At 45.0% G+C, this 15,291-nt stretch carries 16 protein-coding genes and 1 other annotated feature; of the genes, 14 read left to right on the top strand and 2 right to left on the bottom strand.

Annotated features, from left to right (window positions below; all coding sequences use genetic code 11):
- The first annotated feature begins 270 nt into the window (after nt 1–270).
- The 10 genes from D0463_RS16310 (at nt 271) to pheA (ending at nt 8,551) form a co-directional block, all read left to right on the top strand.
- Nucleotides 271–1,008, top strand: a complete 738-nt coding sequence (locus tag D0463_RS16310) for a M23 family metallopeptidase (protein ID WP_117308437.1) — start codon at nt 271–273, stop codon at nt 1,006–1,008.
- Nucleotides 1,001–1,867 (top strand): M50 family metallopeptidase, encoded by an 867-nt coding sequence (locus tag D0463_RS16305; RefSeq protein WP_117308436.1) that lies wholly within the window; start codon nt 1,001–1,003, stop codon nt 1,865–1,867. The genes D0463_RS16310 and D0463_RS16305 overlap by 8 nt, the downstream gene beginning before the upstream one ends.
- 40 nt (nt 1,868–1,907) lie before the next feature.
- Nucleotides 1,908–3,374, top strand: coding sequence for an Rne/Rng family ribonuclease (locus D0463_RS16300; protein WP_117308435.1), 1,467 nt, complete (start codon nt 1,908–1,910; stop codon nt 3,372–3,374).
- A gap of 48 nt (nt 3,375–3,422) precedes the next feature.
- Nucleotides 3,423–3,502: a sequence feature (ribosomal protein L21 leader region), on the top strand.
- Nucleotides 3,503–3,516: 14 nt separating this feature from the next.
- Entirely contained in the window at nt 3,517–3,825 is a 309-nt protein-coding gene (rplU, locus tag D0463_RS16295; protein WP_117308434.1) for a 50S ribosomal protein L21, read from the top strand.
- Nucleotides 3,822–4,157, top strand: a complete 336-nt coding sequence (locus D0463_RS16290; protein ID WP_117308433.1) for a ribosomal-processing cysteine protease Prp — start codon at nt 3,822–3,824, stop codon at nt 4,155–4,157. The genes rplU and D0463_RS16290 overlap by 4 nt, the downstream gene beginning before the upstream one ends.
- Nucleotides 4,158–4,169: 12 nt before the next feature.
- Nucleotides 4,170–4,460 (top strand): 50S ribosomal protein L27, encoded by a 291-nt coding sequence (rpmA, locus tag D0463_RS16285; RefSeq protein ID WP_117308432.1) that lies wholly within the window; start codon nt 4,170–4,172, stop codon nt 4,458–4,460.
- Between the two features lie 316 nt (nt 4,461–4,776).
- A complete protein-coding gene (locus tag D0463_RS16280) occupies nt 4,777–5,322 on the top strand; it encodes a Spo0B C-terminal domain-containing protein (RefSeq protein WP_117308431.1) in 546 nt (181 codons plus the stop codon).
- Between the two features lie 46 nt (nt 5,323–5,368).
- Nucleotides 5,369–6,661: a GTPase ObgE gene (gene obgE / locus D0463_RS16275; RefSeq protein ID WP_117308430.1), complete on the top strand. Its 1,293-nt coding sequence runs from the start codon at nt 5,369–5,371 to the stop codon at nt 6,659–6,661.
- A 52-nt stretch (nt 6,662–6,713) separates the two neighbouring features.
- On the top strand, nt 6,714–7,163 hold the full coding sequence (locus D0463_RS16270; RefSeq protein WP_117308429.1) for an ACT domain-containing protein: 450 nt from the start codon (nt 6,714–6,716) through the stop codon (nt 7,161–7,163).
- 500 nt (nt 7,164–7,663) lie between these two features.
- Nucleotides 7,664–8,551: a prephenate dehydratase gene (pheA, locus tag D0463_RS16260; RefSeq protein WP_117308427.1), complete on the top strand. Its 888-nt coding sequence runs from the start codon at nt 7,664–7,666 to the stop codon at nt 8,549–8,551.
- Between the two features lie 107 nt (nt 8,552–8,658).
- Here pheA and D0463_RS16255 read toward each other — a convergent pair whose 3' ends face one another.
- A complete protein-coding gene (locus D0463_RS16255) occupies nt 8,659–9,186 on the bottom strand; it encodes a transcription repressor NadR (RefSeq protein ID WP_117308426.1) in 528 nt (175 codons plus the stop codon).
- 75 nt (nt 9,187–9,261) lie between these two features.
- The gene (locus D0463_RS16250; RefSeq protein ID WP_117308425.1) at nt 9,262–10,371 is read right to left on the bottom strand and encodes an IscS subfamily cysteine desulfurase; all 1,110 of its coding nucleotides are present in this window, start codon (nt 10,369–10,371) and stop codon (nt 9,262–9,264) included.
- Nucleotides 10,372–10,464: 93 nt separating this feature from the next.
- On the opposite strand from D0463_RS16250, the gene nadB reads away from it, so the two are divergent.
- From nadB to safA, 4 genes are all read left to right on the top strand, one after another.
- Nucleotides 10,465–12,060 (top strand): L-aspartate oxidase, encoded by a 1,596-nt coding sequence (gene nadB / locus D0463_RS16245; protein ID WP_117308424.1) that lies wholly within the window; start codon nt 10,465–10,467, stop codon nt 12,058–12,060.
- The gene (nadC, locus tag D0463_RS16240) at nt 12,029–12,880 is read left to right on the top strand and encodes a carboxylating nicotinate-nucleotide diphosphorylase (protein ID WP_117308423.1); all 852 of its coding nucleotides are present in this window, start codon (nt 12,029–12,031) and stop codon (nt 12,878–12,880) included. The genes nadB and nadC overlap by 32 nt, the downstream gene beginning before the upstream one ends.
- 15 nt (nt 12,881–12,895) lie before the next feature.
- The gene (nadA, locus tag D0463_RS16235; RefSeq protein WP_117308422.1) at nt 12,896–13,993 is read left to right on the top strand and encodes a quinolinate synthase NadA; all 1,098 of its coding nucleotides are present in this window, start codon (nt 12,896–12,898) and stop codon (nt 13,991–13,993) included.
- 165 nt (nt 13,994–14,158) lie between these two features.
- Nucleotides 14,159–15,291, top strand: a 1,133-nt coding sequence (gene safA, locus D0463_RS16230) for a SafA/ExsA family spore coat assembly protein (RefSeq protein ID WP_117308438.1), incomplete at its 3' end; no start/stop codon positions are given.

Raw genomic sequence — 15,291 nt, 5'->3', positions numbered from 1 at the left:
AGGTCTTGGCAACAAAAATAAAATTCCGGCAACAAAAGTCCCTGTTCCGGCAACAAAACGAGAAAAGCGGCAACGAAAACGGAAGTTCCGGCAACAAAAAGAGGTCTTGGCAACGAAAACGGAAGTTCCGGCAACAAAAAGAGGTCTTGGCAACATAATAAAATTTCGGCAAAGAAAGCCCTACAAATTTTCTCTCATTAATCCTCCCCGTCATAATTCGGACAAGGTAATCATAACCTTGTACAAAAGGCGCAGGGGGTGGATATTTGTATGAAGGATAGAAGGAGAGAGATACAAAACCGGATTGCCAAGCGGAGAAAAATGAGCGAGAAACGAGTGGATAATGCTTGGACGCATATTAGTGATGAGGAACAGTACGGATTTGAGACGACATCTTACGAGAAAGAGCATCCTCTTTTTAAAAAGGAATATTTCTATTTTAAAATATTGGCTGCGCTTTGCTTATTTTTGGTGGTTGGCGTTATGTTTAAGCATCCATCTGATAAATTGGATGAGCCGAGAGCTTTTGTGAGTGAAACGATGGATCAGGAGTTTCAATTTGCGTCCGTAACTACCTGGTATGAGGACAAGTTTGGCAAGCCGATCGCCTTTTTGCCAGAGGCGAAGACCGGGAAAGAAGAATTAGACCATCAAAATGAAGTGCCTGTATCCGGAAAAATAACCGGGAGTTTTGAAAGCAGCGGAGCTGGGATTATGATCGAAACCGGTCCGGAGTCGAAAGTGGAATCGATGAACGATGGTGTTGTCATATTTGCAGGAAGCAAGAAGGATCTTGGCCAAACTGTCGTGATTCAGCATAGCGATAAAAGCGAATCATGGTATGGGCACCTTGCGTCAGTGGATGTGAAATTGTATGAAACCGTGAAAAAGAAAAAGGAAATCGGCAAGGTCACAGCAAGTGATGATGGTACAAAAGGATCGTTTTATCTCGCTATAAAAAAAGGGGATGCATTCATCGACCCAAAAAAGGTGATACCATTTGAATGAATATTTTCAGCTCTTTGCCAAACTTCGTATTCATCCTACCCTTTGGATCGTCATCGGAATTTCCGTTCTGACGGCGCATTTCATTCCGATGCTTATGCTGTTTTTAACGGTGTTCATTCATGAAATGGGGCACGCAATGGCGGCGCAACACTTCAAATGGAGAATTAAATCGGTTTCACTGCTTCCTTTTGGCGGGTCAGTCGAAACAGAAGAGTGCGGAAACAAATCGCTGAAAGAAGAGTGCCTTGTGATTCTCGCGGGTCCGTTGCAGCATGTATGGATGATTGGCGCAGCTTTCCTGCTCCACACACTATCGTATATGCCGTTTGAATTATTCGAGCAATTTCTTTATATGAATATAGCGGTGCTGGTCTTTAATTTGCTTCCGATCTGGCCCTTGGATGGCGGAAAAATATTGTTTCTTTGTCTATCCTTGTATCGTTCATTTATCGATGCCCACCGTCTTACGATATTATTTTCAACGGCGTTTGCTTTCATTTTTCTGATGCTAGCTACCGTTTTTCAACCGTTCAACCTAAACATTTGGATCATTTCCGGCTTTATTGCCTTATCACTTTCGATGGAATGGAAACAACGATATTATGCATTCATTCGTTTTTTACTGGAGCGACACTATGGGCGGTACAGTAATTTAGTGGTGCTTAAACCGATCAGGGTGGAAGAAAGTGAACAAATCCATAAAGTATTGGAGAAGTTCCAGCGCGGCTGCAAGCACCCTGTCATTATTCTCAAAAACGGAAAGGAACGGGGTTCCCTGGACGAGAACGAAATTTTGCATGCTTATTTTTCCGATAAAATGACAAATATAAAAATTGGCGACCTGTTATATTCCTATTAAATGTGGTATCCTTTCTTCAAAAGTGAGAAGGGATTTTTTTATGAAGAAAGTGATTGTCAATTTGGCGTCGAGAGAGAAAAGGTACGCCGTTATGGAAAATGGGAAATTGGTTAAGTTTGAGACAATTTCGCCAAATCAGCAAAGTCTCGTCGGAAATATATATCTAGGAAAAGTGACGAAAGTATTGCCGGGCATGGACGCCGTATTCATCGATTTCGGAGAGGCGAAACATGGATTTTTGCACCGCGACCAGCTGCCGTCCTTTCAGCTCTCCAAATCCACCACGGATCCAATCGGGAAATTCGTCAGGCAGGGAGAAAAGCTGCTTGTCCAGGTGACCCGTGATGAAACGGGTACAAAGGGAGCGAAATTGACCGGTTTAATTGAGCTTTCAACGGATTATCTTGTTTACATACACGGAATTGACTATGTGGGGGTTTCTAAAAAATTCGAAGGGGGCCTAGAATCGCAGCAAAAATGGCGAAATGCCGCTATCGAGCACAAGAATGCGAATGAAGGATTAATCATTCGGACATCGATGGAAAAGCAGAACCTGGAAACGTTTCATGAGCAGTTAAGCGCATTGCGCACAAAATACACCGCGATCCAAAATAAAGCCGCTGCGTTAAAATCCCCGGGTTTGCTTTATTCAACCGATACTTTTCTCAAAATGGTCAAACGTGAGACTGCCTCTGAAGAAACTGGTCAAATAATCATTGATGATTTTTCGGGCTATAAGGAGCTGGAAGAATGTTCGGGGGCATGGGAAGCGATTTATTATAAAGGAAGAAATAATATTTTCTCAGAAGAAAAAGTCGAGCCGCAATTGGAAAGAGCCATGAAGAAAATCGTCTGGTTAGACAGCGGAGGCTCCCTGATTATTGAAGAAACGGAAGCACTCACGGTCATTGATGTGAATACCGGAAAATATACCGGTAAAGCGGAAAAAGAACAGACTGTGTTTGAGACCAATCTTCAGGCTGCCAAGGAAGCCGCGAATCAAATAAGGCTTCGGAATCTGGCCGGGATCATCTTGATTGATTTTATTAACATGAAGGATGAGCACCATAGGCAAAGAATTATTGAGCAATTAAAGGAAGAAAGCCGGTCGGATGAGATGAGAATGACGATCGTCGGCTTTACCGAACTCGGAATCCTTCAAATAACCCGGAAGAAAACATCTCTCTCCTTAACTGAGAAAGCCACGGAGCCATGTCCTTGCTGCAGCGGCACAGGGAAAATTGAAAGTGCGGAGACAATTGCTTTTCGCCTTGAACGTGAATTAATGGAGCACCGACATCGTGACGAAGAAGCTGTCTGGGTAGAGATGAGCAAAAAGGCGGCAGGAGCGCTGCTTGGTGAGAGGGAAGCATACCGACCAACTCTTGAAGCCGCAATCGGGATGAAACTATTCGTAACACACCCGGAGAATGTTCACAACAAATATGCGATAAAAAGATTCGGCAGTATAGCAGAGATTGAAATGGCGGTGCAAGCTGCAATATGATAACATATTGACATCGTTTTCGGTTTATGATAGTATTTTACTGTTATGTTTATAGCACACCGCACAGATCAGGCTATAAAGTTTTGCCGACCGGCAGGCGCCTGTGATTGGCGAGTCTTAATAATTACGAGGAGGTGCAAGTATGTACGCAATTATCGAAACAGGCGGTAAACAAGTAAAAGTAGCAGCAGGTGATGTGGTTTACGTTGAAAAATTAAACGTAGAAGCAGGCGAAACTGTTACCTTTGATAAGGTTTTATTCGTTGGCGGCGATGACGTGAAAGTAGGTTCTCCATTAGTGGATGGCGTTACTGTAACGGGCAAGGTTGAAAAACAAGGCCGTCAGAAGAAAATCATCGTTTTCAAGTACAAAGCGAAGAAAAACAACCGTAAAAAGCAAGGTCATCGTCAGCCATACACAAAAGTGGTCATTGACGCAATCAACGCATGATTAAAGTGACAATCGATTATGCTCCACAGGAACGAATTACTTCGTTTACCCTAAGTGGACATGCCGATTTTGCCGAAAACGGTTCGGATATCGTTTGTGCTGGTGCATCTGCGGTTTCATTCGGAGCTGTGAATGCGATTTTTGAGTTAGTCAAAGTCAAGCCTGAAATTGAGCAGGGCGGCGAGGGCGGCTATCTCCGCTGTGTGATACCGGAGGACATTTCTGGTGAAGCACAAGAGAAAATTCAGTTATTGCTGAACGGCATGCTGATCTCACTTCAAACGATAGAACGTAATTATGGACAATATATTAAGATTACTCTAAATAAATAGGTGGTGGAACATATGTTAAGTTTGGATCTTCAATTCTTCGCTTCCAAAAAGGGAGTAGGTTCTACAAAGAACGGCCGTGACTCCATTTCTAAGCGTCTTGGCGCTAAGCGTGCGGACGGTCAATTAGTATCCGGCGGTTCTATCCTTTATCGTCAGCGCGGTACTAAAATCTACGCTGGTGAAAACGTTGGACGCGGTGGAGATGACACTTTATACGCAAAGGTTGACGGCGTAGTACGTTTCGAACGTTACGGACGTGACCGCAAAAAGGTGAGCGTTTATCCAGTTGCACAAGAAGCATAATAGCATCTTTGAATAGAGGCTGGCTCAAAAGGGTCCGACTCCTTCGGTTGTACACAATATATCGCGTCAGCTATATATCGTGATGAAGGCGTCCGGTCCTTTGTTTATGAGCCGGCCCTTTTCTATTTCGCTCTGCCATCGCCCAAAGTATTTGCCTATCTGCCGAATATTTTGGATGGCGGCTAACATGTGCGGTTAATATGACATATCGCAAAAACAGGACGGATATATCTTAGACCAGAGTCTACAAAAGGTGCTTGTACTAACATGATAGAGCGAAAACGGATAAGCGCTTTTATTATAAAGGAGCTTTCAAATGGATAACGAACGGAAATCGGTGGAGACGATTCTTCGCCATTCAAGACATGATTGGCTGAATAAGCTTCAATTAATCAAGGGCAATATTGAATTGAATAATATAGACCGTGCCAAGGCCGTAATCGAAGAAATCATCATTGAAGCCCATCATGAAGCCATGCTTTCAAACCTCAACATGCCGAAGTTTACGGAAACGCTTTTGACGGCAAACTGGCGGTCATTACCTTTGCACATTGAATTCCAAGTCGTGGAACTTCAACGAGGCTTGCGCGATATGGACGAATTTATCTCTGCGTGGTTGGAAGAGCTGTTCCACATTCTCGGGGATTCACTGGATGACTACGGGGAAAACGTGCTTGTCATTTCAATCGATGAAAATAAAGAACATAATCTTCGTTTGTCCTTTGAATTGCAGGGTACGATAAAAAATGAATCCGTTTTGCGTAATTTTTTAAATAAATCAGTGAGCAAGAATGCTGGCGTGACAGTCCGTGAAATCAACAGCGTGGAAGCTGTATTTCTAGTTGAACTTTTCGAAGACTAAAACGATATAAGCACAGCTTAAGAATACATACAGAGGAAGTGATGATATGTTTGTCGATCAGGTCAAAGTATTTGTTAAAGGCGGAGACGGCGGTAATGGAATCGTTGCGTACCGCAGGGAAAAGTACGTGCCAAAGGGAGGTCCCGCAGGTGGGGACGGCGGAAACGGAGCAAACGTTGTCTTCGAAGTGGAAGAAGGCTTGCGCACGCTGATGGATTTTCGTTATCAGCGCCACTTTAAAGCGCCGCGCGGAGAGCATGGCATGTCCAAGAACATGCATGGCAAGAATGCGCCTGACATGGTTGTCAAGGTTCCGCCGGGTACGGTTGTCATTGATGATGACACGAAGGAAGTAATCGCTGATTTAGTTGAGCATGGCCAACGGGCGGTTATTGCAAAGAGCGGCAGGGGCGGACGAGGGAACTCGCGCTTTGCCACTGCATCTAATCCAGCACCGGAAATCGCCGAGAACGGGGAGCCCGGCCAGGAGCGCAATATTGTACTCGAATTAAAGGTATTGGCTGATGTTGGTCTCGTTGGCTTCCCAAGCGTCGGAAAGTCGACACTTCTATCGGTTGTATCGGCAGCTAGACCAAAGATTGCGGAATATCATTTTACGACGATTGTCCCGAATTTAGGGGTGGTTGAAACAGAAGACGGGCGGAGCTTTGTTATGGCCGACCTGCCTGGATTAATAGAGGGTGCCTCACAAGGCGTGGGACTGGGCCACCAATTTTTACGACATATAGAAAGAACGCGCGTGATTGTCCATGTAATCGATATGTCAAGCATGGAAGGGCGTGACCCGTATGAGGATTACCAAACCATTAATAAAGAGCTTATGGAATACAATTTGCGATTAATGGAGCGTCCTCAGATTATTGTCGGCAATAAAATGGACATGCCCGGCGCGGAAGAAAACCTACAAGCCTTTAAAGAAAAACTGACCGAGGACTATCCCGTCTTTTCTATTTCTGCGGTTACGAGAAATGGAATTCGCGACCTATTATATGCAATTGCTGATAAACTGGAAGAAACACCGGAATTCCTGCTTGAACATCAGGAAGAGGCAGAAACAGGCATCCATCGGGTTCTCTATAAGCATGAATCATCCAAGGATGAATTCAAAATTACACGTGATCCTGATGGGGCCTTTGTCGTCTCCGGATTCAAGGTGGAAAGATTGTTCAAAATGACTGATTTCACCCGTGATGAATCGATTCGCCGTTTCGCGAGACAGCTCCGTTCGTTTGGGGTGGATGAAGCGCTCAGAGAACGAGGCGCAAAAGATGGAGACACGGTCAGACTGCTTGAATATGAATTCGAATTCGTAGATTGATGAAATGATTTTTGACTGTTGAATACTACCGTCGGGAAGAGGTGCATGGATAGTGAACAAAACCGATAAGAAATTTTATTTAGTTCGAGAAGATGTCCTCCCTGAAGCAATGAAAAAAACGCTGGACGCAAAAGAGCTGATTGAACGGGGAAAGGCAGAATCGGTTTGGGAAGCTGTCCAGAGGGTGGATTTAAGCAGGAGCGCTTTTTATAAATACAGAGATACCGTTTTTCCTTTTCACACGGTAGTCAAAGAAAAGCTGATCACGCTATTTTTTTATCTCGAAGACCGTTCCGGTACGTTATCCCAGCTTTTAAGCACTGTCGCTTCATCAGGTTGCAATGTCATGACGATTCACCAGACCATTCCTTTGCAGGGAAGGGCCAACGTGACATTGTCGCTGAATACAAGCGGCATTACAATGGAGATAGAGGAACTGCTTTCCCGGTTAAGAAAGATGGAATTCGTAGAAAAAGTAGAAGTGCTGGGCTCGGGAGCCTAGCTCTTAGCCGTACAGAGGTTGTACGGCTTTTTTAGTTTAAGGAATGAACTTTGACAGTGAACAGTGAGTTGCCCGACAAAGACAAGGGCGCTTCCGTTCTCAGCCGGCCTGGGATTGTCATGGCATGGGCTCAGGTCATTATCGGAACAGAGGATTTTTTATTAAAGGCAGGATTTGTTATTCAAACTCAGGGTTTTATTATTCAAACTCCCAATTTGTTATCCAAACTCAAAGTTTATTATCCGAACTGAGGATTTATTATCCAAACTCAAGATTTATTATCCAAACTCAAGATTTATTATCCAAAACTCGGAATTTATTATCCAAACCCACGATTGCCACAGTGCATCGGTCTTAGTCATTCCTTCTTCAAATAAGAGGTTCAGTCACTGTTCCATACATACAAGCTTTTCTTGATAATTGATATACCTGACTATTGTAATAAATCAAAAAATAGCATAAGATAGACAGTAAATTTTCATAAAAAGAGGGAGTATAGAATGTCATATAGTATCGCTTTTCTAGGACCGAAAGCAACGTTCACGGATCTGGCGGTTTCACGGCTTTTTCCGGATGATGTAAAAATAGCGATGTCGACCATCCCTGAATGCCTCGATGCAGTCAATGAAGGGCAAACCGATCTGGCCCTTGTACCGATCGAAAATGCATTGGAAGGCTCTGTGAATATAACCCTGGATTACCTGGTTCATGAAGTCAGCCTTCCGATCAGAGGAGAAATCATCACGCCGATCCAGCAGCATTTCATGGTGCATCCGGATAATGATATTCCATCCTTTTTGCCGGAAACCATTTACTCACATTCCCACGCGATCGCTCAATGCCATAAATTTTTACATAAAGAACTTAAAGGGATTGCCTGTGAAAATACAACGTCCACAGCGGCAGCCGCAAAAATGGTCAAAGAAAACCCAGAGAAAAAAATGGCGGCAATTGCCAATGAATTGGCTGCCGAGGAGTACGGCTTGAACATCATTAAGCACAATATTCATGACTTCAACCACAATCATACGAAGTTTGTCGTGCTTTCCAAATCCGAAGTACAGTATAAGAAAATGTTCGCTGTGCCGCGCGGATACAAGACGACGTTGATGATCATGCTTCCAGAGGATCATTCTGGACAATTGCATCAGGTTCTGTCCGCTTTTGCGTGGAGAAAGCTTAATTTATCAAAAATTGAGTCCCGTCCAATGAAAACGGGGTTGGGCCATTACTTTTTTATCATTGACCTGGATATGAAAATGGATGATGTCTTGGTGCCAGGCGCGATTTCTGAACTGGAAGCGCTCGGATGTACGGTTTCCCTGCTCGGCAGCTACCCAAGCTTCATGGTCGAAAAATCGGTTAGTATACCTTCCAAAACGGTTTAAAAAAAGCAGAAGCCCTTTTTTGGAGCTTCTGCTTTTTGGTCTGAATTAGTTTTTAAGTTTCTGTTTTGACAGCTAAAATATGGTCGCCCTATCGCCATCCCAATATGCTACAGCACGAGCAAACCTGCCTTACTTAAAGCGTCCTCGGCTTCATCCAATAATTCTTCGGAAGGAGCAATCAATGTATGGAGATGGATTCCGTCGGTAAGTTCTGATAAAAAAGCGGCATTCGTTGCTGCGATTTTGTCCAGGAATTGCTTGACTTCCTTTCGGCTGCTTACTCTGATGGAAGCAGTCAGGTCGCCATATACCGGATGTTCGATGGTTACATCCTTGACTGTGATGCCTAAGTCAACGAGTAAATTCAATTCTTCTTCCGTCCGTTCCGGGCCGTGAAGGCAAGCAACGATTCGCTCAGAGCTTTGCGTGGCTGAAGTGTGGAAGTACATATACCCCTGGGCCGTGGCGACAATGGGCTCATGCTTTGCTTTCAGCAGTGTGATATCACCGACAATCACCTGGCGGCTTACATTGGCAATCCGGGCCAGTTCTGTCCCGGTAACTGGCTTTCCGCTTGTTTTCAAAATATGTAAAAGCTGTGCCCTTCTATCATCACCCAGTAATTTTTTCTTCATGGTTGTGTGCATCTCCTTATTACGCGAACGTACACTCATTTTACCACAAGTTTCAGCAACGTTGCATGAGCAGAGTCAGTTAGTGACGTGAGCCAGAGCCTGCGTAAGTCCAATAATATCGCCTCCTGAAGTCGTATTACCAAGTGAAATCCGGATCAAGCCCCGGCTCTCGTCATCGCTCTTTCCAATTGCCTTCATCGTTCGGGATGGAGATTGCTTACCAACCGTGCAGGCACTTCCCGTTGAAACGGCATATCCGGCACGATTCAATTCGAGCATGAGAAATTGCCCTTGAAATCCGGGAACAATCATGCCGATAATATGGGGCAACTGTCCTGATTCTGACTGAAACAGCTCAAAAGAAACCTCCATTCTCTGTAGTTCCAGTATGAACAAGGATCGTAAAGCCTTCATCTTCTCCCATTGGGATTCTTTATTTTGGTACATTTTTTTACAAGCAGTCACAAATGAAGCGATTGCTGGCACATTGACTGTACCCGCACGGAAGCCATTTTCATGAGAGGTTCCAGGGACTGGCGACTTTAAACGATGGATATTTGGAAAGATCACGGCGCCCACACCTTTTGGTCCATACACTTTGTGGCTGGAAATCGAAAGGCTGTCGGCCTCGACTAGATCAAGCTTTCCGAATGACTGAACGCAATCAGCATGCAGGAATATCTCTCTATCTGCAATTAATTCCTTGATTTCAGACAGCGGCTGGATACAGCCGATTTCTGAATTGGCATGGGCGACAACAATCATGCAGGTTGACGGCTTAATGGCGTCTTTCAAATTCGTTAAATCAATAATCCCATCTGCTTGATGGTTTAGATAAGTAATTTCATATCCATCTTTCTCAAGCTTCAATAAATAATTGGAAAGCGAAGAATGCTCCGTTTTCGAAGCGATGATATGGTTTTTCTTTTTCTTGCTTGATGAAAGGAGTGTCTCGAGGGCAACGATATTGCTTTCCGTACCGCCGCTTGTAAAAATAACCCCCTCTTTTTCCACATTCAAAAGTGCAGCCAGCGTCTGCCGCGAATGCTCGAGCAGTTGTTTTGCCGCGGACCCGGTATCATGAAGGCTGTTTGAATTGCCGAAAAATCTATTGGAAGCTTCGATGAATACCTCCAACGCTTCCTCATCCATCGGTGTAGTAGCTGCATAATCAAAATAAATCATTGTCCCACGTCCTAACTAAAAAAACTCTTGTAAATAGTTTAATAGTATGTAAATATAAGTGTCAAGACACCTGTTAAAACAGGAGGGCGGAAAATGAAATTTTCAGAAGTAATTGTAGTTGGAAGCGGGATCGCCGCACTCCAGACTGCATTAGAAGCAGCCAAGGATAAAAATGTGATGATTTTCACAAAGACTGAATGGAGAACCAGCAATTCCTATTTGGCACAAGGCGGGATTGCGGCAGCCATGTCCAAAAGCGATAGCATAACCAAACATGAACATGACACATTGCTTGCCGGCAGGAATTATAACAATCCGGAAGCTGTCATGAAATTAGTGCAAGAAGCGCCTTCTGCGATCAACTCATTAATGATAGCCGGTATGGAATTCGACCGGGATCAGAATGGGAAAGTATCTCTTGGACTGGAAGGAGCACACAGTGAGAGAAGGATATTGCACAGTCATGGCGACGCGACTGGCAAATTTTTGATTGAACATTATCTTTACCGATTGGAGCATTCTACGGTAAAGATGATGGAAGGATTCGAGGTTACCGGGCTTATCATGAGCGAAAACAATTCCTGCATCGGCGTTAAAACGGTGAGTCCGGAAGGCCGGAGTGAATCTTATTTAGCAGAGCATGTTGTTCTCTCGACAGGTGGCTGCGGCGCACTGTACCGTTTTACCTCGAATTCTCCTTCGACCACAGGGGAAGGCATAGCGATGGCCTTGAAAGCGGGAGCGAGAATCAAAGATATGGAATTTATCCAGTTTCACCCGACCTTGCTTTACACATATGGAAAAACACATGGACTCGTCTCGGAAGCGGTTCGGGGCGAAGGGGCGAAGCTGGTCACGGAAACAGGCAACAAAATCATGGACGGCATCCATCCGCTCAAGGATCTTGCGCCGAGGCATATTGTTGCACAGACCATCTTTTCTTATCTTCTACGGGGCGAAATGGTGTACCTTGATATTTCCATGATTCCAAATTTCCGGGCCCGCTTCCCTTCAGTTGCCTCTCTATGTGAACAAACTGGGATTGAAATCAGCAACGGAAAGATACCGGTTGCCCCAGGTAATCACTTTTTGATGGGCGGCATTGAAACGGATGAAGTTGGCAGGACCTCGGTTCAAGGACTGTATGCTGTCGGTGAGGCCGCTTGTACCGGTGTGCATGGAGCAAACCGGCTCGCGAGCAATTCCTTGCTCGAAGGGATTGTGTTTGGTAAAAGCACGGGTCACTTCATCGCCAAGCAACCGGTCCGGGAACTGCCAAAACAAAGAATAGAAGCAACCGGACAAAAGGATGTTGATCACTTGCCTTCCTTAACCGAGCTTGGTGAAAAGTTAATGCTATATGCGGGCATTGTCAGAAACGAGGCAGGACTTAAAACTCTGCTCAATTGGCTGGAAAGCTTCGATTTGTTGGTCCTGTGGAAACAAGACGTCAGTTCTTTGCCAATCGAGCAGCGGCTTGTTGTCAATGGGATGTTGGTGGCATGGATGATTGCCGAATCGGCCCTATGCCGAACGGAAAGCCGTGGCGGTCATTTTCGGAGTGACTTTCCGATGGAAAATGACAAAAACTGGCTCCATCAAACCATTGTCATCGATAAAAATGTGATGAAAAACCGATTGAAAGGACGGGCATTCGATGAACAAGTTAAAGCTAAGGCAACTACTTGAACAGTTTTTCATGGAAGATATCGGCGACCGGGATGTGACAAGCGACCTGTTATTTTCAGAACAAGAGCAGGGAACGCTGACCTTCATCGCGAAGGAGGATGGAATTTTTTCTGGACGGGACGTGGTGCAGACCGGATTTTCCTTATTGGATGAGAAAGCGAACGTCCAACTATTGGTGCATGATGGAGATTCCTTTTTTAGCGGTGATGAGCTAGCCTTGATTACTGGAAATATGGCTGCGCTTCTCAAAGGGGAAAGGGTTGTCCTCAATTTGGTTCAAAGAATGAGCGCAATAGCCACTCAAGCTGGGAAAGCTATGCAAATTCTTGATGGAACGAAAACAAAGCCGTGTGATACGAGAAAAACGACACCGGGGCTAAGAATGCTTGAAAAATATGCCGTCCGTTGCGGCGGGGCTTTTAACCACCGATACGGCCTTTATGACACTGTGATGATAAAAGACAATCATATTTCATTTGCGGGCTCCATTGCGAAAGCGGTCCAACTGGCAAAATCAAGGATCGGCCACACGGTGAAGATTGAAGTGGAGACAGAATCTGCAGGGCAAGTTATCGAGGCAGCCGAGGCCGGAGCCGATATTATTATGTTCGACAATCAGACACCAGAACAGATCAAACAACTCATTTCACTCGTGCCGCCACACATCATCACCGAAGCATCAGGAGGGATTAACCTTGGAAATCTTCACGTATACCGCGATTGTGGTGTCGACTATATTTCGCTTGGCAGCCTTACCCACAGCGTAAGGGCCCTGGATATTAGTGCGAGAGTAAAATTGAATGTACTGCAGGAAACCTAAGGAGGGAGATTTTTTATGAGTATATTGGAAATGGCGGAAAAGATGCTTCCCGAAAAATATAAGACCATGAACACGGAAGAAATGGAAAACAGGGTCAGAGAAATTAAGCACAAACTAGGATCCTCTTTGTTTATTCCAGGACATCATTATCAGCGCGAAGAAGTCATCCAATTTGCAGATGTAACAGGGGACTCACTGCAGCTCGCCCAGCTTTCGGCCAGTAACCGTGACGCCAAGCATATTGTATTTTGCGGAGTCCATTTTATGGCCGAGACAGCGGATATTCTCACCTCAGATTATCAAACCGTTGTACTGCCTGACATGCGCGCGGGTTGTTCGATGGCTGATATGGCGGACATCCATCAGACTGAAAGAGCATGGGAGAAGCTGCAGCATATATTTGGTGACACGATCCTGCCCTTAACGTACGTCAACTCGACAGCGAGCATCAAGGCTTTTGTCGGCAGAAATGGAGGAGCGACCGTGACGTCCTCCAACGCTAAGAAAATGCTGCAATGGGCGTTTAGCCAAAAAGAACGGATCCTTTTCCTGCCTGACCAGCACCTTGGCCGCAATACGGCTTTTGATTTAGGAATCCCTCTTAATCAAATGGCTGTCTGGGACCCGCACCGGGATGAACTGCTTTATGACGGAGATGAACAAGAAATAAAAGTACTGCTCTGGAAAGGGCACTGTTCTGTTCATGAAAACTTCACCGTTGCCAACATCGAAGCCGTCAGAGCAGAACAACCGGAAATGAAAATCCTCGTCCATCCGGAATGCCGAAGAGAAGTCGTCGAGCTATCGGACTACAGCGGATCCACCTCCTACATCATCAAGATGCTCGAAAAAGCGGAACCGGGCAGCGAGTGGGCGATCGGTACGGAAAGCAATCTTGTAAAACGGTTAATGATGACCCACCCCGATAAAAAGATTATCTCGCTGAATCCGAATATGTGTCCGTGCCTGACCATGAACCGAATTGATTTACCTCATTTATTATGGTCACTGGAGTCAATTGAAAAAGGCAACATCGTGGGTCCAATTAAGGTCGAAAAGAAAATCGCCGATGATGCCGTTCTCGCCTTGGAGAGAATGCTGGAAAGGGCATAATTCATAAAATAAATGGGAGGGCCTAACCAGGTCCTTTTTTTGTTGAGATAATCATCACGCTATCATAAATAATTTCTTTTGAGCATAAGTTTTGATGAAAATGATAGCAATTTGCCCAGGGCTTCATAGTATGTAAGGACATATGCATAGGAGGGATTTAGTAGCGTGAAAATTCATATTGTCCAAAAAGGGGATACACTTTGGAAGCTCTCGAAGAAGTACGGCGTCAGTTTCGAAGAGCTGAAGAAAGCCAATGCCCAGCTTAGCAACCCGGATATGATGATGCCGGGCATGAAAATTAAAGTGCCGGGTTCTTCAGGCAGTGTAAAAAAAGAAACAGTGAAACCAAGTGTGAAAGAAGCTCCGACACAGTATACACAGCCAGTAAAAGAGCAACCGATGGCCCCCCAGCCCTTTGTACAACAACCAATTGTAAAAGAACAGCCAAAACCCGAGCCTTTTATACAACAACCGATGGCGAAAGAGGAGCCATTTCCAAAACACATCGTTAAAGAACAACCCTTAATGCCTGAAATTGACATGGAAATAGATATCAATAATTATTATATGGTGAACATGGTAAAGCCACCAGCACCCAAAATGGTGGAACCGAAAGAAATGAAAGAGGAAAGTCCTGAATTGGAATATGCTCCTGCACCTGATTGCGTCCCTATTACACCGATCATGCCGGGAACGGGGTTTTGCCTCCCTTATCAACCGTGGGCCATTCCGCAGATGCAGCAGTCCTTCCCACAAGGTCAAGAGTGGGAAAGCTGTTCCGATACATCAGAAATGCAATATATGCAACAGCAAGGATACGGAGCAGGATTCTACCCGTATCGACAGGAAAGAACGACAGATCATCAATATGATTCCTCATCTTTTGATCAGGCGGGATACGGGCAATTTTATGGAAACAATCCTGCGATGGGCGGTTCATATGTTCCGGAGATTCCAACTTATGAATCGTCCATGGAATCACCGGCACACTTTATGAGTATGTATAATAAGCACCAGCACTATCCGAAGTTTCAACCACAATTCCAACAGCCGGAGTATCAGCACTACCCAGAGGCTCAGCCACCATACCAGCAGTCCCCGGACAGTCAGCAGTACCCAATGGTTCAATCTCAATATCAGCAGCCGGAATATGACCATTATCCAGAGGTTCAGACCCAATATCAGCAGTATCCGGAGCGCCAGCAGTACCCAGAGATCCAGCCACAATATCAGCAGTACCCGGAATCTAAGGAGTACCCAAAGGTTCAACCACAATACCAACAGCCGGAATATGACCA

This window comes from Bacillus sp. V59.32b (assembly GCF_003429085.1).
Classification (GTDB): Bacteria; Bacillota; Bacilli; order Bacillales; family DSM-1321; genus Peribacillus.
This window is presented reverse-complemented; position numbering and strand designations above follow the sequence as displayed.

What these genes read in the sequence shown, in the direction of transcription:
- D0463_RS16310 (WP_117308437.1), top strand. Translation starts at nt 271, where the DNA reads ATGAAGGATAGAAGGAGAGAGATACAAAACCGGATTGCCAAGCGGAGA.
- D0463_RS16300 (WP_117308435.1), top strand. Translation starts at nt 1,908, where the DNA reads ATGAAGAAAGTGATTGTCAATTTGGCGTCGAGAGAGAAAAGGTACGCC.
- rplU (WP_117308434.1), top strand. Translation starts at nt 3,517, where the DNA reads ATGTACGCAATTATCGAAACAGGCGGTAAACAAGTAAAAGTAGCAGCA.
- D0463_RS16290 (WP_117308433.1), top strand. Translation starts at nt 3,822, where the DNA reads ATGATTAAAGTGACAATCGATTATGCTCCACAGGAACGAATTACTTCG.
- rpmA (WP_117308432.1), top strand. Translation starts at nt 4,170, where the DNA reads ATGTTAAGTTTGGATCTTCAATTCTTCGCTTCCAAAAAGGGAGTAGGT.
- D0463_RS16280 (WP_117308431.1), top strand. Translation starts at nt 4,777, where the DNA reads ATGGATAACGAACGGAAATCGGTGGAGACGATTCTTCGCCATTCAAGA.
- obgE (WP_117308430.1), top strand. Translation starts at nt 5,369, where the DNA reads ATGTTTGTCGATCAGGTCAAAGTATTTGTTAAAGGCGGAGACGGCGGT.
- pheA (WP_117308427.1), top strand. Translation starts at nt 7,664, where the DNA reads ATGTCATATAGTATCGCTTTTCTAGGACCGAAAGCAACGTTCACGGAT.
- D0463_RS16255 (WP_117308426.1), bottom strand. Translation starts at nt 9,186, where the DNA reads ATGAAGAAAAAATTACTGGGTGATGATAGAAGGGCACAGCTTTTACAT.
- D0463_RS16250 (WP_117308425.1), bottom strand. Translation starts at nt 10,371, where the DNA reads ATGATTTATTTTGATTATGCAGCTACTACACCGATGGATGAGGAAGCG.
- nadB (WP_117308424.1), top strand. Translation starts at nt 10,465, where the DNA reads ATGAAATTTTCAGAAGTAATTGTAGTTGGAAGCGGGATCGCCGCACTC.
- nadC (WP_117308423.1), top strand. Translation starts at nt 12,029, where the DNA reads ATGAACAAGTTAAAGCTAAGGCAACTACTTGAACAGTTTTTCATGGAA.
- nadA (WP_117308422.1), top strand. Translation starts at nt 12,896, where the DNA reads ATGAGTATATTGGAAATGGCGGAAAAGATGCTTCCCGAAAAATATAAG.